Consider the following 19,903-nt stretch of genomic DNA (forward strand, 5'->3'; position numbering starts at 1 on the left):
TTTGTGGGCGAACCGAACCCGTATGCCCGCCGAATCAGCGTTCGTCATTTTCGAGCAGCACGGATTTTATCCACCCGATAAGCGCGCTGTTGTCCGTGAACGCGCCCTCTCGCTCGCCGGGCTTTTCCACGGCGAATATTTCCATGTTCAGTTCTTTCGCCGCCTCGATTTTCTCGTCGAATCCGCCGTTTTTCCCGCTGATTTTCGTCACGAGGATGCGGCTGTTCGTTTCGGAGAACATCGCCTCGTTCATTTTTTTCGAGAACGGTCCCTGCATCGCGATTATCCGCGAGGGCGGAATTCCCGCGTCGGCGCATTTTTTGAGCGAATCGATGCTCGGAATCACCCTGACGAACAGCCGCTCGCGCCAGTTTTCTATGCGGGTGAACGGAAGAAGCTCCTTGCTTCCCGTCGAGACGAAAATAGTTCCCGTCGGGAAATTCCGGGCGATGTCGTCCGCGATTTTCTCTATCGAGCTGAAAATCCTGATTCCGCTTTTTTCGGCTGAAATGTTCCCGCTTTCCCTGATGAGCCGCGCGTAGGGCGTTTTGAGCGAGTCGCACGCGCCCCGTATGTTTTTCGTCGCGTCGGATGCGTAGGGATGCGTTGCGTCCACGACAAAACGGAACGAGCCGCGCGAGATGAATTCCTCCATCTGCGTTTGCGACATTCGCCCCTGCGAGACGGGAACGGAACCGTTCTTTTCGCGGATGATTTCCCCGCCGTATTCCGTCGCCACGGAAACCGTGACGTCAAAATGCTCCGAGGCTTCCTTTGCGAAAATCCGCCCTTCTGTCGTTCCAGCGAAGACCAGAATCTTCGCCCGATTTTCACTCGCGGTTGTGTCAGCCATTTCCTTTCCGTCCGTATCCGCGCGGATTCACCATGAATTTCCGCCCGTTCCGCTCTATCAGTTCCGTCTCCGAATTCCCGACGAAAACGGTGCAGAACATGTCCATGTCGAGTTTTCCCAGCTCGGAAAGCGTGCAGAAACCGAATTCCTCGCCGTCGCGCGCGATGTTCCTGACGAAGCCGCACACGGTTTTCCCGTCGCGCTCCTCAAGCAGGATTTCCGCCGCGCGCGCGAGGACGTCGGGCCTGTTTTTGCTTCTTGGGTTGTACAGCGCGATGACAAAATCGCCTTTCGACGATGCCCGAAGCCGCTTCTCGATTTTTTCCTGCGGGATGAGGAGATTGGAAAGCGATATGACGGCAAAATCGGCAGTCAGCGGCGAGCCGAGAATCGCGCCGCCGGAAACTGCCGCCGTGACGCCGGGGACAATCTCAATCTCGACGAGCGGAAACGGCTCTGAAAGCGCAAGGGCTAGGCTTGCCATCCCGTAAATGCACGAATCCCCTGAGCAGACGAGCACGACTTCTTTTCCGCGCGACGCCTCCTCAAGCGCGATTGTGCACCGCTCCTCCTCCCTCATCATTCCTGTGGAGAGGAATTTTTCGCCGTCGATTTCGGGAAAAGCAGTTCTGACAAGCTCGATATATTTTGTGTAGCCGACGATTATCTCTGCGCGTTCGACTGCCGCTTTCGCGTCAAGCGTCATCCCGCCAAAACTTCCCGGCCCGATTCCCGCGATTACGAGTTTTCCGCATTTCATTTTCTGATTTTTCCCTCCCTCATCGCCGGATGGCGCAGGAGCACGAAAATCAGCTGCGCGAACATGACGCACCAGATGAGCGGCTCGCAGATGATGATTCCCCACGTTCCGAGCTTTGGAACAATCAGCGCGGTGAAGAGAATTTTCCCCAAAAGCTCGATGACGCTCGATATGAGCGGGAGGATTTTGCTTCCAAGCCCCTGGAGCGAATTCCGCGAGACGAAAAGCCCGCCCAAAATGAGAAAGAACGGGATGCAGAAATAGAGGTAGTTCGTCCCGTATTCGAGGAGCGTCTCGTTTGCCGAGCCGGAGATGAACGAAAGGAGCGGGCGCACGGTGAATTTCATCGTCGCAATCAGGAAAACGGCCCAGATTACCGCCATCGTTATCGAAAGCTTTATTCCCGCCCGTATTCTGTCGGGTTTTCCCGCGCCGAGATTCTGCGAGACGAATGTAGAAGACGCCGTTCCGAGCGAAATGAGCGGGATGTTCACGATTGAGAAAATCTTCCTCGATGCGAGGTGCCCCGCGATTACCATCGTTCCGAACGAATTTATTGCCGACTGCAAAACGACCGTTCCCGAGCTGACGAGCGAGCCCATCAGCGCCATCGAAATTCCCTGCCCCAAAAGTTCGCTCACTGTTTTTCTTTCCGCCGAAAAATGCCGCGCCGCCGGAATGATGATTCTCGCCTTCGTCGCGATGAACACGGCGCACAAAATCGCCGAAACTCCCTGTGCGACGACCGTCGCGACTGCGGCGCCGCGGACGCCCATATCGAGCTTCGTGATGAAGAGAAGGTCGAGCGCGATGTTCAGGATTGATGCGATTACGAGAAACACGAGCGGGGAGAACGAATCGCCCGTCGCGCGCAGAAGTCCCGAAAGAAGGTTGAACGCGAACATGACGACGGCGAACATCGTGACCGTGTTTATGTATGAGAACGACTCTTCCTTTATTTCGGCGGGCGTTCCGAGAACGTCGAGCGCGGGCATAAGGCAGAATCGCGAAACCGCCGTGACGATGACGGTGACAAGTGCGGTGAGCATGAGCGACATCGCGACGACTTTCTTCAATGAGTCCCTGTTCCCCGAACCGAACGCCCGCGCCGCCACAATCGAAAGCCCGTTCCCGAACCCGTTCCCGAACCCGACGAGCAGCTCGAACAGCACCGCGCTTGAGCCGATTGCCGCGAGCGAGTCTTCCGCAAGATAATGCCCGACGATTATCGCATCGACGGCGTTGTAGAGCTGCTGGAACGCAAGCGAGACAATGAGCGGAAACGCAAAACTGATGAGAGCCGGCAATATCGGCCCGCCGGTCAAATCCGGATGTATGAACGACTTGAAATTCTTCATGGAAAAATACCCCGTTTCAATAGAGCTGTTCGGAAAGCGAAAATTCCGAGCAGGTTTAATAATGGCATAACGAGCGGATTCGGAAAAGTCGTCCGCGTTCATCGTCTTCGTTTTGCGCGGTGAGAAAAAAAACTCCGGGAAAATCTCCCGGAGTTTCGTTTTAATCGATTAACTTGAAAAGTGTCATTCTGAACGGCTTTAGAAAGAATGCCTGCTTCAGAATCTGTAATCAAGATATGCAGAAACAAACTTTCTTACGAAAATCGTTCGGCATTAAACCTGTTCGGAACCCTAATTTTCAGAACAGGTCTCTTATACTTGGAACTGGTTTATCTGCGAGCCGATTTCCGTAATCGAATCGCTCATTTTTGTCGCGATTCCGTTGAGCGCGCTTCCCGTCTCATTTATCTTCCGCGCGCCGACGGACATCTCGTCCATTCCCTGCGTCATCGTCATCGTCGCGTTCTGCAGCGACTGGACTTCCCGCAGGATGAGCTTGTTGCCTTCCGCCATCTCGCCGGACGCGTTCCTGACTTCAACAGTGCTGTCGTTCATCGTGTGGAGCGTATCCGTTATCTGCTTCGAGCCTTCGTTCTGCTCCTCCATCGCCGACTTTATCTGCATGACGAGCGCGTCCGTCTCCGCAAGCTTTTTCGAGACTGCCTCGAACGCGACGCTCGCTTCAGAAGATGCCGCGACGACTTCGTTTATCGAATCCTTGATGTTCGTCAGCTGGTCGCCGATTGTCTTCGACTGGACGGTCGATGTTTCCGAAAGTTTCCTGATTTCGTCCGCGACGACAGCGAATCCTTTTCCCGCCTCGCCCGCGTGAGCCGCTTCGATTGCCGCGTTCATCGCCAGAAGGTTCGTCTGCTCTGCGATGCTCGAAATAGCCGCATTCGCTTCCTGAAGCATCTGCGACTGGTTCTCAATCTGGTCGACGCGCTCGTTTACCGCGCGCTGCTTTTCAATTCCTGATTGCGCGTTCGAGCGGAGCTCGCTGAATGAGCGCGCCATTTTGTCAACCGACTGGTTCACGGAAGAGATGTTCCCAATCATTTCCTCGACAGCCGCGGACGCCTCGGAAACGCCGCGCGACTGCGACTCAATCATGTGCTCGAGCGACTCTATGTTCGATGCGATTTCGTTCACTGCGCCTGCCGTCTGGTTCACTGACTGGTTCTGGCCGTCAATTTGCCTGCGCATTGAATCGATGTTCGCGATTATCTGCGTTATCGATGTGGCGGTGTCGCTGACGCTCGCTGTCATGTCCTCGCCAACGGAACCGAGCGTCGAATTCGATGATTTCAGGTTCGCGATTATCGACTGAAGTTTTTCCGTGAAGCTGTTGAATCCCTTCACGACGTTTCCGATTTCGTCGTTCGTCGTGACCTTGATTCGCTTCGTCAAATCGGCGTTCCCGCTCGCTATTTCCGTTATCGAACTTTCGAGGAACTTGAGCGGCTTGAGGTTGTACGATATGAGGGCGGTGCAGAGAATTGCCGCGACGATAAGGATGAGGACGAGCGAAAGTCCCATCGACGATGTCATGCGCGTTATGATTCCGAAGAATTCGTCGTGCGGCGCCATGCAGAACACCGCCCAATCGCATTTCCCGCCGACAGGCATATACGATGCGACCATCATTTTGTTGCGCCTCGGCTCGTGGAAGATTTTGTACGCCTTGAATCCGGACATCGTGGCGATAATAGCTTCCTTCATCGCGCCCTGCGTTGTGTCTTTCAGAACTTGCCCATTCTGAACGTATTTTATTTTCGCGTCCGCAACCGTTTTTCCTGTTTTCATGTTGATGACAGTCGGATGGCTTTCCGCACCGATTGTGATTTCCTGGCAAATGTTCGAGAATTTTTCGCCGTAAGCGACCGCGACAAGCACGCCGATGACTTGATTCGTGTTTTTTTCCTTTACCGGAACGGCGAAGAACACGAGGAGCTTTCCGTTGAGCGGGCTGATTGTGGGGTCTGACAGATAATGCGATCCGCTCATCGCGCTTTTGAAGTATTCGCGGTCTGCAAAATTCAACAGTTCACCGCTGTCCATCACCGTGTTCCCGTTTTTGTCGTAGAACGCGATGTTCTCATAAATCGAGTCGATTTTTGTCGCGCTTCGGACGGTGGTGCATTTTTCATCAAGCGAAATGTCATCTCTGCTGAGCGCGGGGTTTTCAGCCATCGCCTCAAGCATTCTGAATTCCGTATTAATCGATTCTTTTATTGCGACCGCGACTTTTTCTGCTGTTGCGGTTACGACTTGCTCGACAGAATCTTCCAAAGCCATTTTTGACATAGAGTAGGCAATAAATCCGAGAATCCCGTTGGAGATTAAGATGATGCCAAATAATAGTAAAATAAGTTTCGATTTCAAGCTTTTCAATTTCATATTGCAGACTCCTCGTTGATGTAGAGCCATCCGATTTATGCAGGCCTCGGATGGTTTGCTTTTTCGTTCCGAAATGAACATTCGTTATTTTAATATCGATTAAGAGTGACTGCAACTTGCGCACGCTTTGGTTGGCGCGCGTTTGTCATTGCTTTTTGGAGCGTGCGCACGCAGCTCCCCGCGGGGCGGGGAGTGCGCCTTGGTGGGGTTGGTGGGTGATGTTTTTGTTGGTGGCGTGTTTGGAATGTGGTTGAGTTTTTTTTGCGTGCGGGGACGCTTTGGTTTACGCGCGTTTGTCATTGCGGTTTGGAGCGTGAGCACGCAGCTCCCTGTGGGGCGGGGAGTGCGCCTTTGTTGGTTTGTGGGTGATGCTTTTGTTTGTGGGCGTGTTTGGAATGTGGTTGAGTTTTTTTTTCGTGCGGGGACGCTTTGGTTTACGCGCGTTTGGCTTTGCGAGAGGCGGGGGTTTTTGGTTTATAATGGGGGGATGAGGTGCAAGATGATTCGTATTTTTGGCGTTTTTTGTTTTGTTGTTGCGGTGGGGATGATGGCGGGGGCGTGCGCGAAGTACAAGTCGTCGGAGGACAGGGACGCGGCGCCGGTACAGAAGCTGGGGGCGAGCAGCGTCGATTGGGGCGGCTCGCGCGAGACGAAATTCAACGATGTGTATGTGGGCGACGAATTCGAGCAGGCGAACGAGAATGCGGGGAACGATTCCGCGAGCAACGTGAAAATCGGAAAGTAGATTTTTCCGCTCTGCCCGCATTTTCGGTGGAGGCATGGTTTCTGGTGCCATTCCGAACGGATTTCGCGGAAATCACGTTCAGCATGACCAAAAATAAATCGCCCGTATTTTACTGACAGAGCCGTTAGCATGTATAAAACTTGTTCGGAAACTTCAGTTTCAGAACGGATTCCCTTAAAATGCGATGTTCAAAAAAGTGCTGTCGGCACGTTTTTGAGCTCGTTGACTTGAGCGATAACGAAGTTGTCGAACAGGTCTATTATTCACGATACATTTTTGAACGGAGCATAATAGAAAAAATGGTTTCACGGTTTTCTTTGCGCGCAGTTTTTTTCCGGGCGGTCGCTTTTGTCGTTTTCGTTTTTTCCGCGCGCGTCTCTTTCGGCGGGGAATTTGCATGGCGCGCGTCGGAGGACGGTTCTGCCTACATCTGGAGCGATGACGAGCGCGATTTTTCGTGGTCCGGCTCGTCCGTGGAGGGATTCGCCGACGGGGCGGGCGTCCTGTCGTTTTCCGGTGGAAGCGCCGTCCTCGCAAAATTCACGTGCGGCGCGCGTGCCGAGGATTTCCACGACCTTTCGTTCAGCGGCGATTTCTACGCGGGCGAGGGGCGCGGCGAGGGAAGCGGAAAAATCCCCGACGGCAGGGGAATCCTCATAAAGTCGAACGGGAACGTCTATCTGGGCGATTTCCGGAAAGGGCGCGTGGACGGATTTGCGGCGCGCTATTTCCGTACCGGCGGGAACCTTTCGATTGTCTATCGCGGCGGATTCAAAAACGGATATTACGACGGGCAGGGCGAGCTGTACGAAGGCGGAGAGATTGTCTACATGGGCAATTTCAAGTCGGGAAAAAGGGACGGCGCGGGAACTGAATTTCAGGACGGGCTTTCCGTTTCGGGAAAATTCAAGAAGGACGTGAAGAACGGCGCGTTCAAAATCAGCGGCAGGGGAATCGTCCGCGAGGTCGAATTCAAGAACGGCGTTCCAAAACTTTCGGACTGCACGGTGACTTATACGGGCGGCGTCGTGTGGCGCGGCGCGCTCGACGAAAAATTCGACCCGAAAGACGAGGGAACCGTCCTCTATTCGACGGGCGACGTTTACGAGGGCGAGGTCGAGTCGAACAAAAGGAACGGCTTCGGGACGTTCACGTCCGCGGACGGCGTTTCGTATGCCGGAGAATGGCTCGACGACAAATGCACGGGATTCGGCGAGGCGTTTTTCGGCGACAAATGGTTTTATTCGGGAAATTGGGAGAACAATTCGTTCAGCGGGCAGGGCGTGCTCAATGCGGGCGACTACCGGTACCGCGGCGAATGGAAGGACGGGCAGAAAAACGGGTTCGGCTCGCTGTCGATGGGCGGCGCGCATTTTGACGGCGAATTCAAGGACGACATGCTCAACGGGCAGGGACTTATGGTCTACCCGAACGGCGATTATTACGACGGAAACTGGGTCGATTCCAGGCAGGAAGGATACGGCGAATACTATTGGGCTGACGGCGGCGCGTATTTCGGCGAGTGGGTCGACGACCTGCAGAACGGCGAGGGCGAGCTGTACCTTGCGAACGGCGATTCGTATGCGGGCGAATTCTTCGACGGAAAGTACGATGGGAACGGCGTTTTCCGCTACGCTTCCGGCGACAGGTACGAAGGCGAATTCAAGGACAACCTCAAAAGCGGCGTGGGCGCGTATTATTTTGCCGACGGAAATTCATACGAGGGCGAATTCAAGGAAGACAGAATCGAGGGAACGGGAAAATTCTTCTTCACCGACGGCTCTTTCTACGACGGGCAGTTCCTCGACGGCGTGATGATGGGCACGGGCGCGCTCTACATTCCCGAGGGCGACGAATTCGTAATCCTCACTTCCTCGATTTGGAGCGGGAACGTCCTTCCGTGCAGGGGAAGCCTTCTTTTTCCGAACGGCGACGAATTCATCGGGACGCTTGAGGACGGAAAGCCGACTTCCGACGGCGTGTGGAAGAGAAAGGGCGCGAAAACCGCGGCGGACAAGGCGTATGATTTTTACAAGGCGCACGAGCAGACGATAAAGCGCGTCACATCGACGACGCAGCTTGTCCTCGCGGGAATCTCGATTGGTGGCGATATCGTCGCTGCCGTGACGATGGTTCCGTGCCCGCCTGTTGCGGGTGTCGCGCTTGCGGTATCGAAAATCGCGGACATCGCGAACGCTTCGATTTCCGGGCTGAACATAATCGTCGGGACGGGTGTCATGGTGCGCGATACGGAAAATGCCCGCGCGCTCGGCGACGAAAAGGAAGTCGCGCGCCTTCGGAAGGAATATTTCAAGGAGCAGGCGTGGAATGCGGCCGATGTTGCGCTCACGTTCGGGTCGGCGGCGTTCAAGGCGGTGCGCGCAAGCCGGGCGGCGAAAAAAGCCGCGGAAATCTATCCGGGAATCCAGCAGGCGATAAAGAATTCGGGCGTCGTCGCGGAAGTTGCGAGGAGCGCGAAAGTGGGCGACAAGCTCGTCCGCGGTACGGTCGAAATCGCGTACGGAAAAGTCGGGCGCACCCTCGTGAAGCAGTACGGCGACGACGCGGCGCGGATGCTGTTCAAATACGGCGACAACGCTGTTTTCGCGCTGACGAAAGGCGGGGACATGACGCTCAAAGTCGCGAAAAAGGGCGGGGAGCGCGCTCTCAAGGCGGTTTTCGCGAACGGGGAAAGCGCGCTCGACGTGTTCTCGAAAAACATGGGGCACATCGACGAAATCTGCGCGATTGCCGCAAAACAGGGGCGTTCCGGTCTCAAGCTCGTCTCGGAATTCGGCGGAAAATCGGCGGAATTCTTCCGGGCATACTCAAAATGGGGCGACGAGATTTTCGTGTTTGCGAAAAAAGCGGGAAAGGAAAACAGGAAGATTTTTGCGGAACTGCTCATCCGCGACGGCGACGAATTCCTCGACGTAATCAGAAAAACGGGGAAGAATCCCGACGAGCTGAACAGGACGCTCAAATATCTTTCGCAGAACGGAAAAGAGGGGCTTCTCGCGATAAAGAAGCTCGGCGGAAAACTTCCCGATTCCGCGTCAATCAGGCGAATCCGCTCCGCGTCGCTTTCGAAAATAAATCTGGGGCGGATTGAGTCGCGCGTGGCATCGTTCAGGAAAAAAGGCGCGATAAAGCTTTCCGACCGCGACATGGCGTGGATTCTGAAAGACCCGAAAGTGAATCTGCGCGCGATGATTCGCTCGAAAACAGGCTCGAAGACGCTCGGCGAGGGATTCCAGGAATTCTTCATCCGCGTTGCCGACGGCGATTCCCGGCGCGTGCAGGAGCTGATGGCCGTTCCGGAAATCAAGAAAACCGTGAACCACGCGATACGCGGTGGCGGCGGCGTCCACGAATGGCTGATGACGAAAAACTACGTCGATTTCCTCACGAACACGAAGTGGGGGAAGGACGGCCCGGCGATTTCGCTCGCGCTGACGGAGCTTGTCCAGGACACGAAGACGGTCGCGTTCAAAAACGGCGGGACGCACTTCGACAAGATGAACAGCGGAAAATTCCACGACGGGCTTGCGAAAGTCATCGATTCGAGCGACGGCGCGAAATCGCTTCTCGAAAACGTCCGCACGTACGCCTCGACTGCGCTGACAAAGGAATCGTTCGAGGAATTCATGCAGATTTTCGAGCGGTGCTTCGGCTCGCTGTGATTGCGGCTCGGCGCTATTCCTTTATCCCGTGGCGCTCGTGCCATTTTTTGAGCGCGTTTTTCTCCTCGTCGCCCGGTTCCCCGTTCCGTGGCGCGAGCTCCTGTTTCGCCTCGGTGCCGCAAATCTCGATGCAAATCCGGTATTCGCCCTTTTTTTCGGCATAGACGATTGTGCATTTCCCGTACAGAACGCTGTCCGTGTACGATGCCACGCAGTTGTGCATTTTCATGCCGATGTCGCAGAGCTTGGACGAATCCGTTGGCAGGCGGAACGAAAACCCGTCGATGTCGTCCTCAAGCGAGCGCTGTTTCTTCGTGTAGGTGAATTTTTTGTTCTCGTTCTCGCATTTGTAGGAAATTTCGGAAAGCGCGTCGTGGATGGTGGGCGTGAATCCCTCGCGGTATATTTCCGCGCGGAGAAACTGCGGGATTTTTTTGAAATACGCGCGGAACATGGCGATTCCGTCGGCAAAAGCAAAGTCGGTATGCGCGCCGTAGATGCCCGTTGTCGTTTTTGAAAGCAGGTTCAGCGTGCACGTCTCACCGCGCGCCTTTATGCACTTCCTGCAAAAAAAGACGAGATTCTGGTCGGTGGTTCTCCGGCAGTTTTCGTCGAACAGCGTGTACAAATTCCGCTCGGAAAGGACGCGGTTGAAGATGTTCACGTCCCTGAAGCCGCAGCTTTTTACGCGCATGTACGTCAGAAGCGCGGCGGGGCGCTCGATATACGATTTTCTGAGCATCCGGTGGTTTTTGATTCCCGCTTTTTTGCAGAAATCGCCGAAAATGCGGCTGTTCGTGCGGTCGATTTTGAATTTCAGCGGGGCGGCATATTCGTCGTTGACGACAGGGAACAGGTTCGGCTCGAGCGGGATGTTCGTGATGTAGTCCATCATCAAAAGCGTTTCCTCGCTTGAGCTTCCCTTTTGTGCCGTTATGTTCTTTCCCGTAAAAAGCGACGCGACTTCGAGCAGTTTTCCGAGCGCGAACGAGGCGATTTCCTCGGGAATGTCGAATTTCTCAATCGTCTCGAATATTTTCCCGTTTCTGATGTCGTACCGTATTTCCGGGGTTTCCTCGGTCTCGTCGCACGTTTGCCTCTCCACGGGTTTTTCGACCGGAACAAATTCCCGCGCCTTTATCCCGACGGCGAGCGAATCCGTGTCCGTGGAAATCTCGTATGCGAAAATGTTCTTCGGGATTTTGTTCCCGTCGAGCGCGTTCGATTCCGCGAATCTGCTCCGCGCCTCTTCCGCCCTGTATTCGAGGTACAATTCCATCTCCGCGGCCGTGTAGTCTTCGATGTATTTCGCGTCCTTGTCTCTCTGCCGCATGTCAAGAGCGGGAATGCACGCGGGGCGCTCGGCGTACTCAAAAAAAATCGCGGAATCATTTTTTTCGCCCGGACCCTGAAATTCCGAAAGATTTTTCCAGCGCTTTTCCCGGCTTGAAAAAAACATGTCCGCGGCGGCGTATTTGCTTTTCGGGACGACGCGGACGATTTCCTTTCCGATTGCCGCGTTTTCGTGGATGAACCGGTCCGTGCCGAATTCTCTGTAGAAAAAATCTATCTGCGTCATACGACTGTCTCCCGGAGCTGCGTTCGCGCGATGATGATTTCGCCGTTCCTCTCGAGTTTCCGGATTATCGCGACGATTTTCGACTGCATTTCATCAACGTCGCTGAGCCGCACCGGCCCCATGAATTCTATATCCTCCTTGAGCAGTGCGGCGGCGCGGCGGCTCATGTTCTTGTAGATTTTGTCCTGAACTTCCTCGTCTGTGCTTTTGAGCGCTATCGCAAGGTCAGTCGACTCCGTCTCGCGGAGCACTTTCTGAATGGAACGGTCGTCGAGAAGCAAGATGTCGCGGAATTCGAAAAAGTTTTCCTCGGCGTTCATCGCAAGAAGTGGATTTACCGCAAAAAAATCGTCGATTTTGTGGTTCATGCATGTTTCCTCGGCCAGCGTCAGCGAGTCAATCAGCCCTTTTACGGAATCCTCTCCATAAAATCCTAGCTTACGCATCGTGCTCCCGACCGACGACAGGACTTTTGGTGAATCGTTTTTGAGCGCGCTTCCGCTTTTTGAGAATTCATCGACGCGCGTTTTTATTTTTTCCGCAAAATCCGCGGGAACTTTTTGAAGGATGCCGCGCGATTTTTCATCGCCCGCGTAGATGAGGAGCATGGCAATCTCGTCGATGAATTTCTCTCCCGTGATGTAATCTTCGATTAGCGAAATCATCTTTTCGCTTTCCGCCTTGAATTTCGCCATTGCGCTTTCGTAAATTTCGTTTTCCGTCATGATAGTACATACTCCCCTGCGTTTTGCCGACAGTTTTTTTTATGATAGCACTGATTTCAGGTTCGTCAAAAATTTGCTTGAAAAAAGGAGATTCGCATTTATAATTTCCTTCTTGGTGGGAAAAATGACGGTATTTTATCTTTCAAAATGCGGGATTTGCGGAAAAATCAAGCGCTCTTTTGAGTTTTTTGACGGCGTGAACTTCGAGCCGCTTGAGCGCGCAGTGGAGAACCTGAACCTTATCTACGCCGACGACCAAATCGGATTCATCATTCCGTGCGAGGACAACGATTTTCCGGAATCCCTGCGCGAATTCCTTTCGAAGGCGACTCTTTCCTCGAAGTATTTCTTTGCGATAATCGTGAACAAAAGGCGCAGCGCCGATTCCTCGCGTCGTTTTGTGGAGATGTGCGGAAAATCGGGAATCGCGCTCAATTACCTCAATTTTGTGGGCGAGGGCGACAACGCGGAAATCCTGCGCGACAAATCGATTTCGTTCCGCAGCGACGTGGGGATGTTCGTCTCGAAAGTCTACGGAATGGAATTCTGCAACAAGCTTCTGGGCATGATGGAGCGTTTCTTCCGCCCGCCGCGCGCCTCGTGATGCGCCGTGGTTGTGAAAAATTTTTCAAAAACATCGTAAAAGTACAAAAATTGTTAATTTATGTTTTTTCCGTCCATAGGATACTTCTGTTATACAAAAAGTTCCAGGTAACTAAGGGGGAAAAAATGAAAAAAACAGCTTCTGGGAAAATCGCGAGGATGGCGCTTATTGGTGGCGCGTTCTCGCTTCTCTTGTCTTTTGGTCTCGTTTCGTGCTCCGATTCGAGCGACGACGACGGCAGCTCGTCACAGAACCAGGGGACTCAGTACAGCGATGCTGACAACAATGGCAGCGGTACTGACAACAATGGTAGCGGTACGGCATCGCCTGCTACAGAGCAGACAAAGGCTACGGCAAAGACATACAACTTCGCAGGCGGAGAAAACGGTATCGTTCTCGCAGATGTAGAGGGCTGGGATATGGCTTCGAAAGATGTTATCGGCTCGCCGATTGCATCAACAGCAACTACAAAAACACTTTCTAACGGTGCTATTCTTCATTGGAAAGGTTCAAAAGTAGGAACTCTTCGATTCCGCTCAACACATGCTGCAGGTGCATCTTTGACAGAAGAAATTGCAAATGCAGCGACTGCCCTCAACTACAACGGTGGTTTGGCAGACGGTGACTTGTCAAGCGGCGTTGACCTCTCAACTGTTGACCGCTATGTGGAGATTTCAGTTGACGGAGCTGGTACAGTATCTGCAACTGTCGATTTCAAAGGTGCAAATGAATCTGACAATCCAACAGGTGGTCCATTCAAGGCTGCTTTCGTAGACAAAGACGGAAAACTTCTTGGAACAGTTGCTTCTGATGAAGTTACTGCAAGCTCAAAAGATGTATCAGTAACTGGTTCCGTTAGTGCAGCAGGCTCTGTTTACCTCGTATTCAGCCGTAACGGTGCGAAGAAAGGTTCAAGCGGAACAGGCGGATTGGATGTAAAGAAAATCGCAGTAACACCTGCTGAGTAACCGACTGCAAACTGAACTACAGTTTATAGCGTGCCCATAATACACAGCCGGAGCCGTGCCGCGACTCCGGCTGTTTTGTTTGCTTATTTAGCGCCGAAAATCGGTGGCTTGGGCGCAGCGGAAAACGTTCATAAAAAGAGAAACCGGTACCTGACAGAGCGAAAATAAAAAACGCGCGCCCTGTTCCGCTCCAACAAAGAGACGCAGAAGGGGAGAACCATCGCGGCTTAGTTTTTGAGTTTTGCGTAGAGGCGGCGGATTATGCCGATTTTCCCGAACAAGAGCCAGAAGGCGAGCGCGATGATGAGGATAATCGGGATGCCGAAAACGACGGCGTAGAGGACGAAGAACGCGAGCGACACAAAAAATTCAAGGACGTTGCGTGTGAATTCGCGCATTTTCGTTTTTGCGTCCGGAAGCGTGAAGCCATCTTCGGTGCGGTTTACGGGAAGTGCCGCGGAAATGGAAATCGTGGAGAAATCGATGTCCCCGGAAAGCCGCTTCATCCGCGAGCGCATGGAATCCAAATCGGACGTCACCTCGTTCAGCTTCGTTTCGATTTCAATCATGTCCTTGATGTCCTTCGCGCTCGACAAATAAGAATTGAGCCTGTCCACCATGATTTCCTTTGCGGCAAGGCGGCTTTCCAAATCGTAGAACTGCTCGGTGACGTCGTTCGTGGAGATGTTCCGCGAAAGCGTTTTTCCGAAATCGCCGGTCGCTTTCATCGCCTCGTCAAAACGCGCGGCAGGAATTCTCGCCGTAATCGAAAGGTGCGAGGCGTATTCGTCCGAATCCTTTATGAACCCGCCGAACGCTTTCACCCAATTTTCCGCCGTTTCCCGCGCCACCCGCAGGCTTTCGACCTCGATGCTGACATATCCGTTTTTTATGAGTTTCCGCTCTCTTTCCGGAAGAACGCCGCCCGATTCGGCATTCGAGAAATCAGCGACTTCTGCTTCGTCTGCAACAGCCATCTCGCGGAAAGCCGCTTTTGGCATCTGCGAAAGCGCGACCGTTGCGCTCTTCTTCGCGCATCCTAAAAACGCCGCGCAGAAAAGCAGCCCGCCCGCACACAGCAGGGAAAATCCCCGAACTTTTTTCATAAAACCACCTCGCTTTTTGCTCTGTTCGAAATCCGTGCTGAATTGCAAACTGCCATGATGAGCGGATGTTCCCTCCCGTTTATCAACACTTTTTGCGGACACAGCTTAAAAAATCACACTGATTATTCCAAAGAACCCTCATTTCCACAATGCCGCCGCGTTTTGCAAAACCACGCGCGCAATTCCGCCCGGGCGCACGTTGCCGAACGTGCGCACAAAGCCGCTCCGAGAAAGCCGAACTTGGAACGGGAGATTAATGCGGCTTCATAAAGACCGGCAATCCGCTTCTTTCTTAAAAAAACGCGTTTTGCAAAACCACGCGCGCAATTCCGCCCGGGGCGCACGTTGGCGCACGTGCGCACAAAGCCGCTCCGAGAAAGCCGAACTTGGAACGAAAAAATCACTGCGGCTTCATGCACAGCTCCACAGCTTTTTTGTATTCGAGCGGGCGGCCCCAGACGAAGCCTTGGATGAAATCGCATTTGTGCGCGTTGAGGAGCGAAAGCTGCCGTTCGTTCTCGACACCTTCGGAAATCACCTCGCAGTTCATCACGTGGCCCATGTAGATTACGGAATCGACGAGGTCGCGGTTCATCTGGCTTGTCTCGATGTTGTCGATGAGGCTTTTGTCGATTTTGAGGAGGTTTATCGGAAGTTTGAGGAGCTGCGATATCGACGTGTACCCCGTCCCGAAATCGTCGAGCGCAATCTGCACGCCGATATTCTTGAGCATCTGTATGTTTCTGACCGTCGTCTCGAGCGAATCGGAGAACGAATATTCCGTTATCTCGATTTCGAGGCATTTCGGCGGGAATCCCGTCTCCTCGATAAGCGCCTTGACCCGATCGGCAAAATCGGAGCTGGCGATGTTCTTTGCGGAAACGTTGAGAGAGAGGATGAACTTTTTTTTCGATTTGTCGAGGACGGGCTTGAATTCCATCATGCCGCGCCGGAGAACGTAATGGTCGATAAGGATGATGAGGTTCGATTTTTCCGCCGGCGGGATGAAAATTCCGGGGCTGACGGACGTTCCGTCGGGTTTCCTGCATCTGATGAGCGTCTCGAACCCGCGGAGCCGCTTCGTGTTCGTCTCGAATTGCGGCTGGTAGACGAGGTAGAACCAATTGTTTTTGAGCGCGTTCTTGATGAGCTTTTCCGCCTCGAGCTGGTTCGTCATCTCGTCTTCCATCGTCTTGTTGTAGAAAATCACGTGGGCGTTCGTCTTTTTCGCGTAGCTGATTGCGTTGGCGGCATCGCGCAGAAGCTCGACGCTGTCGCTCGCATCGTCCGGGAATTTCGACACGCCGCAGACAAGGGAGACCTCGCAGCTCTGCTCGAAGCTGTTTTCCGAGACTTCGCCGTTGAACACGTCGATTTTCTTCGCCGCCTCGTCGATTATTTCGTTCAGCGTTGATAAAAGCTCCTTGCGGCTGATGCTTCCCGGAAAAATCATCGCGAAATTCGCGCCGTTCATCTTGAAAAGCGAGATTTCGTTCCCGACGAATTTTTTCATGCGCTCGGAAACCCGCTTGAGCACGATGTCGCCCGCAAGGATTCCGAATTCGTCGTTTATCCGCTTGAAATTCTCCAGCTCGAAATAGGCGAGGCTTGCGCGCTTTCCCTTTTTGCACGATTCGCGGAGCGTCTCGTCAAAAATGCGCCTGTTTTTCAGCCCCGTGACGTAATCCGTCTTGCTGTTCGCGGATTCCCGCCTTATGAATTTCATCTGGATGATTATCGCGCAGAATGTCGTCAGCGCCGCTGAAAGCCCCGGCACGGAAGAAAGCTGCCCCGTCCGCATGATTTTCAGAATGTTGACGGCAGTCGATGCAAGCACAATCGTAAGCGGAAGCGCCCTGACAAAAATGTTCTGGCTTTCGACAAGCACCATGAGCATGCAGAAAAGAAAGCTCATGTATTGCATGACGCCTTGAAGGCTCAGCGTCGGGATTGTCATGGCGCCGATTGTTACGGACGATATGCTTTGCGCGCCGAGCCAGCTCGTGAAAAAAATAAGGAATATGCTGATTGCCGCAAGAATGGTGATGATTATGGCGCTTTTTATGGAATGCAACATCGAAAAAACCTCCGCCGGAAAACGTATTTGGCCTCGCCCTAATTCATCTTTCGAAAAAATCGTACCGGTCAAGAACAGTAAAATTATATTTTCCGAATAGCAGTGCCGTCAAGGAAAACAGCCCCAATCGGTGTTCCGCGCGATTTTTTGCCGCAGGTAAACGCATCTGTGTCCTGTTTTGGATTCTTTTTTCTTTACAAAATCTGTATATAATAGGATTGTTCCCGTTCCGGCTTCTCCGCGCGTGCGGATGGCAAATAAAACCGGGAACAGGAGTAAAAAATGGAAGGTTTAAGTCAGGAGCAAGTTCTCGTTTCGAGAAAAGAGAACGGCAGCAACAGTCTTCCCGACAGCGAGCCGGCTACATTCTGGTCGGAATTCAAGGAGACGTTCGGGGATCCTATGATTAGGATTCTGCTCGCAATCGCGGCGCTGATGATTGGAATGTTCGTCATCAGCCGTATTTTCCCCCATCTCGGAATCGAGCAGACTATTTTTGAGCCGATAGGGACGATTCTTGCGGTTTTTATCGTCGCGTTCATATCCGCAAAAACTGGTGTTTCGAGCGACCAGAAATACCGCAGCCTGAAAGAGCGAACCGAAAAGGAAAAATGCAAAGTTGTCCGCGACGGCGCTGTGTGCGTCGTGGATGTCGATGATGTCGTTGTCGGCGACGTAGTCCTTCTTCAGTCCGGAAACAAGATTCCTGCTGACGGAACGCTTGTCGAGGGGCACCTTTCCGTTGACAACTCGGCGCTTAACGGCGAGGCGGAGGAATGCAAGAAGACGGCCAATCCTGACGGAATCGTTCCCGAGAAGATAACGGGCGACACGTTCGTCGATGCGTCGTCGCTTTTCCGCGGTGCTGTCGTATTTGATGGCGAAGGATATCTCAAAGTCCAGCGCGTCGGAATCAAGACGATGATGGGAAAAATGGCTTTGGAGATGAACGAGGAGGATGTTCCCTCTCCGCTCAAGGTCAAGCTCTCGAAGCTTGCGAAGCAGATTTCCGTGTTCGGCTACTGCTCTGCGGCGCTCATAATCGTGCTCTACATCGCAATCGGAATCGTCAAGGCGGGCGGTTTCGGCGGGTTCGTCTCTCTGGGATGGCAGCAAGCGCTCAATACGTTCATCCAGGCGATTGACCTGGCGATTCTTATCGTCGTCTGCGCTGTCCCCGAAGGGCTTCCGCTCATGATTTCGCTCGTCCTCATGCAGAACACGTCGAAAATGCTCGACCACAACGTTCTCGTCAGGAAGGCGCAGGGAATCGAGACGGCGGGTTCGCTCAACATCCTTTTCAGCGACAAGACGGGAACAATCACGAAAGGTCATCTTGAGGTCGTCGAGGTTTTTGACGGAATCGGCGCAAGCGTCGGCTGCCGCAAGGAGCTTGTCGACTGCATCGCGAAGAACACGCAGTCGGTAATCGATTCTTCCGGAAACGTAATCGGCGGAAACGCGACCGACCAGGCGCTCATGAAATTCGTCCAGAAAAACACGAAGGAAATTTCCGCCGACGGTGTCGTCCGCGCGCAGGGATTCAATTCCGCGAACAAATTCAGCCAGGCGCAGCTCGATGACGGCCGCGTCATCTACAAGGGCGCTCCAGAAAAGCTGCTCGCAAAATGCTCGAAGTATCTTGCGGCTGACGGTTCGGTGAAAGATTTCGACATCGCGCTCATAAATCCGAAAATCGACGAGATGGCGGCGAAGGCGATGAGAATGCTCGCGTTCGCGTACAAGGAAAAGTCGGAGCTTGTCGAGAACGAGATTCAGGAGGGGCTTGTCCTCGTCGGAATCGCGTCAATCCGCGACGACGTGCGCCCCGAGGCGCGCGATGCGATTGCGGAAGTTCAGAAAGCCGGAATCCAGGTCGTCATGATTACGGGCGACAGGCTTGAGACGGCGAAGGCGATCGCGAAGGATGCGGGGCTTATAAAGAGCGATGACGAAATCGCGCTTTCGTCTGCCGATATCAACGCGATGAGCGACGACGAGGTGAAGAAAATCCTCCCGAAAATCCGCGTCATCGCGCGCGCTCTCCCGACGGACAAGTCGCGCATGGTGCGCCTCACGCAGGAGCTCAACCTCGTCTGCGGAATGACGGGCGACGGCGTGAACGATTCGCCCGCGCTCAAGAAAGCGGATGTCGGATTCGCGATGGGCAGCGGAACGGAAGCCGCGAAGGAAGCCGGAGATATCGTTGTCCTCGACGACAACTTCCGCTCAATCAAGGATGCCGTCTGGTACGGACGCACGATTTACCACAACATCTTGAAATTCGTGCGCTTCCAGATTTCGATAAATGTGGCTGCCGTTCTCGTGACGCTTTTGTCGCCTGTTTTCCAGTCCGTTACGCCGCTTACGGTCGTCATGCTTCTGTTCGTGAACCTCGTCTGCGACTCGCTCGGAAGCCTTATGTTCGGAACGGAGCCGGCTCTTGAGAAATACATGACGGAAAAACCGCGCCGCCGCGACGAGAGCATAATCGGAAAAGCGATGATGTCGAACATTGTCGTTCCTTCCCTTTGGATTGCCGCTGTCGGTTTCTTCCTTATAAAGAATCCGCTTTCGCTCGGGGTCGTTCCTTCGTTCTCGTTCGGCGATGATGGCGCCGCGAACGTCGCGAACGCGCTTGTTTTGCAGACGATGTTCTTCGTCTTCTTCATCTGGAGCGCGCTCATCAACGGTTTCAACTGCCGTTCCGACGGGTTCGACGTGTTCAACGGGCTTGGCGAGAACAAGAACTTCCTCAAGGTGTTCCTCATGATTGTCGCGATTCAGGCAGCAATCGTGTGCATCGGCATCGTTCCTGGACTTGCCGTTGTCGGGCGCCTGTTCAACTGCACGCCGATTTCGTTCGCGCAGTGGGGATTGTGCATCGTTCTTTCGCTCACAGTCCTTCCGATTGGGCTTTTGAACAAAGTCTTCTTCAGAAAGTAGAGGAAACGGGGCGATAAAAAAATCCCGCGGATGTGAAACGGAATGCGCTTCATTTGTCCGCGGGATTTTTTGTGCCATGCTGCTTTTTTTAACACTCTG

13 protein-coding genes are annotated in these 19,903 nt (G+C 53.4%); 5 read left to right on the forward strand and 8 right to left on the reverse strand.

Going from position 1 to position 19,903, the window contains the following annotated elements; all coding sequences use genetic code 11:
* Window positions 1-34: 34 nt before the first annotated feature.
* The 4 genes from cobK to TRESADRAFT_RS14110 all read right to left on the reverse strand — a co-directional run bounded on the left by cobK (window position 35) and on the right by TRESADRAFT_RS14110 (window position 5,371).
* Window positions 35-853, reverse strand: a complete 819-nt coding sequence (gene cobK, locus TRESADRAFT_RS14095) for a precorrin-6A reductase (RefSeq protein ID WP_002706579.1) — start codon at window positions 851-853, stop codon at window positions 35-37.
* On the reverse strand, window positions 846-1,613 hold the full coding sequence (gene cobJ / locus TRESADRAFT_RS14100; protein ID WP_002706580.1) for a precorrin-3B C(17)-methyltransferase: 768 nt from the start codon (window positions 1,611-1,613) through the stop codon (window positions 846-848). Before cobJ ends, cobK begins: the two co-directional genes overlap by 8 nt.
* Window positions 1,610-2,971 (reverse strand): MATE family efflux transporter, encoded by a 1,362-nt coding sequence (locus TRESADRAFT_RS14105; RefSeq protein WP_002706581.1) that lies wholly within the window; start codon window positions 2,969-2,971, stop codon window positions 1,610-1,612. Before TRESADRAFT_RS14105 ends, cobJ begins: the two co-directional genes overlap by 4 nt.
* Window positions 2,972-3,283: 312 nt before the next feature.
* Complete coding sequence (locus TRESADRAFT_RS14110) at window positions 3,284-5,371, reverse strand: methyl-accepting chemotaxis protein (RefSeq protein WP_002706582.1); 2,088 nt, start codon at window positions 5,369-5,371, stop codon at window positions 3,284-3,286.
* 499 nt (window positions 5,372-5,870) lie between these two features.
* Here TRESADRAFT_RS14110 and TRESADRAFT_RS14115 point away from each other — a divergent pair, with 499 nt between their 5' ends.
* Together TRESADRAFT_RS14115 and TRESADRAFT_RS14120 are read left to right on the forward strand one after the other, a co-directional pair.
* Complete coding sequence (locus TRESADRAFT_RS14115) at window positions 5,871-6,116, forward strand: hypothetical protein (RefSeq protein WP_002706583.1); 246 nt, start codon at window positions 5,871-5,873, stop codon at window positions 6,114-6,116.
* 299 nt (window positions 6,117-6,415) lie between these two features.
* On the forward strand, window positions 6,416-9,799 hold the full coding sequence (locus tag TRESADRAFT_RS14120) for an MORN repeat-containing protein (protein ID WP_002706584.1): 3,384 nt from the start codon (window positions 6,416-6,418) through the stop codon (window positions 9,797-9,799).
* A 13-nt stretch (window positions 9,800-9,812) separates the two neighbouring features.
* On the opposite strand, the gene TRESADRAFT_RS14125 is transcribed toward TRESADRAFT_RS14120, so the two are convergent.
* Together TRESADRAFT_RS14125 and TRESADRAFT_RS14130 are read right to left on the reverse strand one after the other, a co-directional pair.
* A complete protein-coding gene (locus TRESADRAFT_RS14125; RefSeq protein ID WP_002706585.1) occupies window positions 9,813-11,378 on the reverse strand; it encodes a PcfJ domain-containing protein in 1,566 nt (521 codons plus the stop codon).
* The gene (locus TRESADRAFT_RS14130; protein WP_002706586.1) at window positions 11,375-12,103 is read right to left on the reverse strand and encodes a FliG C-terminal domain-containing protein; all 729 of its coding nucleotides are present in this window, start codon (window positions 12,101-12,103) and stop codon (window positions 11,375-11,377) included. The genes TRESADRAFT_RS14125 and TRESADRAFT_RS14130 overlap by 4 nt, the downstream gene beginning before the upstream one ends.
* Before the next feature lie 124 nt (window positions 12,104-12,227).
* Here TRESADRAFT_RS14130 and TRESADRAFT_RS14135 point away from each other — a divergent pair, with 124 nt between their 5' ends.
* Both TRESADRAFT_RS14135 and TRESADRAFT_RS14140 read left to right on the forward strand, forming a co-directional pair.
* Window positions 12,228-12,707 (forward strand): hypothetical protein, encoded by a 480-nt coding sequence (locus TRESADRAFT_RS14135; protein ID WP_002706587.1) that lies wholly within the window; start codon window positions 12,228-12,230, stop codon window positions 12,705-12,707.
* A 125-nt stretch (window positions 12,708-12,832) separates the two neighbouring features.
* Complete coding sequence (locus TRESADRAFT_RS14140) at window positions 12,833-13,675, forward strand: hypothetical protein (RefSeq protein ID WP_141607445.1); 843 nt, start codon at window positions 12,833-12,835, stop codon at window positions 13,673-13,675.
* A gap of 227 nt (window positions 13,676-13,902) precedes the next feature.
* On the opposite strand, the gene TRESADRAFT_RS14145 is transcribed toward TRESADRAFT_RS14140, so the two are convergent.
* Both TRESADRAFT_RS14145 and TRESADRAFT_RS14150 read right to left on the reverse strand, forming a co-directional pair.
* Window positions 13,903-14,781 (reverse strand): DUF4349 domain-containing protein, encoded by an 879-nt coding sequence (locus TRESADRAFT_RS14145; RefSeq protein ID WP_002706589.1) that lies wholly within the window; start codon window positions 14,779-14,781, stop codon window positions 13,903-13,905.
* 400 nt (window positions 14,782-15,181) lie between these two features.
* Window positions 15,182-16,858 carry a putative bifunctional diguanylate cyclase/phosphodiesterase gene (locus TRESADRAFT_RS14150; RefSeq protein WP_002706590.1) on the reverse strand — a complete coding sequence of 559 codons (1,677 nt, stop codon included), beginning with the start codon at window positions 16,856-16,858 and terminating at the stop codon, window positions 15,182-15,184.
* Between the two features lie 282 nt (window positions 16,859-17,140).
* On the opposite strand from TRESADRAFT_RS14150, the gene TRESADRAFT_RS14155 reads away from it, so the two are divergent.
* Complete coding sequence (locus TRESADRAFT_RS14155) at window positions 17,141-19,804, forward strand: calcium-translocating P-type ATPase, PMCA-type (protein ID WP_002706591.1); 2,664 nt, start codon at window positions 17,141-17,143, stop codon at window positions 19,802-19,804.
* Window positions 19,805-19,903: the final 99 nt, after the last annotated feature.

Source organism: Treponema saccharophilum DSM 2985, assembly GCF_000255555.1.
Lineage (GTDB): Bacteria > Spirochaetota > Spirochaetia > Treponematales > Treponemataceae > Treponema_D > Treponema_D saccharophilum.

What these genes read in the sequence shown, in the direction of transcription:
- cobK (WP_002706579.1), bottom strand. Translation starts at nt 853, where the DNA reads ATGGCTGACACAACCGCGAGTGAAAATCGGGCGAAGATTCTGGTCTTC.
- cobJ (WP_002706580.1), bottom strand. Translation starts at nt 1,613, where the DNA reads ATGAAATGCGGAAAACTCGTAATCGCGGGAATCGGGCCGGGAAGTTTT.
- TRESADRAFT_RS14105 (WP_002706581.1), bottom strand. Translation starts at nt 2,971, where the DNA reads ATGAAGAATTTCAAGTCGTTCATACATCCGGATTTGACCGGCGGGCCG.
- TRESADRAFT_RS14110 (WP_002706582.1), bottom strand. Translation starts at nt 5,371, where the DNA reads ATGAAATTGAAAAGCTTGAAATCGAAACTTATTTTACTATTATTTGGC.
- TRESADRAFT_RS14115 (WP_002706583.1), top strand. Translation starts at nt 5,871, where the DNA reads ATGATTCGTATTTTTGGCGTTTTTTGTTTTGTTGTTGCGGTGGGGATG.
- TRESADRAFT_RS14120 (WP_002706584.1), top strand. Translation starts at nt 6,416, where the DNA reads ATGGTTTCACGGTTTTCTTTGCGCGCAGTTTTTTTCCGGGCGGTCGCT.
- TRESADRAFT_RS14125 (WP_002706585.1), bottom strand. Translation starts at nt 11,378, where the DNA reads ATGACGCAGATAGATTTTTTCTACAGAGAATTCGGCACGGACCGGTTC.
- TRESADRAFT_RS14130 (WP_002706586.1), bottom strand. Translation starts at nt 12,103, where the DNA reads ATGACGGAAAACGAAATTTACGAAAGCGCAATGGCGAAATTCAAGGCG.
- TRESADRAFT_RS14135 (WP_002706587.1), top strand. Translation starts at nt 12,228, where the DNA reads ATGACGGTATTTTATCTTTCAAAATGCGGGATTTGCGGAAAAATCAAG.
- TRESADRAFT_RS14140 (WP_141607445.1), top strand. Translation starts at nt 12,833, where the DNA reads ATGAAAAAAACAGCTTCTGGGAAAATCGCGAGGATGGCGCTTATTGGT.
- TRESADRAFT_RS14145 (WP_002706589.1), bottom strand. Translation starts at nt 14,781, where the DNA reads ATGAAAAAAGTTCGGGGATTTTCCCTGCTGTGTGCGGGCGGGCTGCTT.
- TRESADRAFT_RS14150 (WP_002706590.1), bottom strand. Translation starts at nt 16,858, where the DNA reads ATGTTGCATTCCATAAAAAGCGCCATAATCATCACCATTCTTGCGGCA.
- TRESADRAFT_RS14155 (WP_002706591.1), top strand. Translation starts at nt 17,141, where the DNA reads ATGGAAGGTTTAAGTCAGGAGCAAGTTCTCGTTTCGAGAAAAGAGAAC.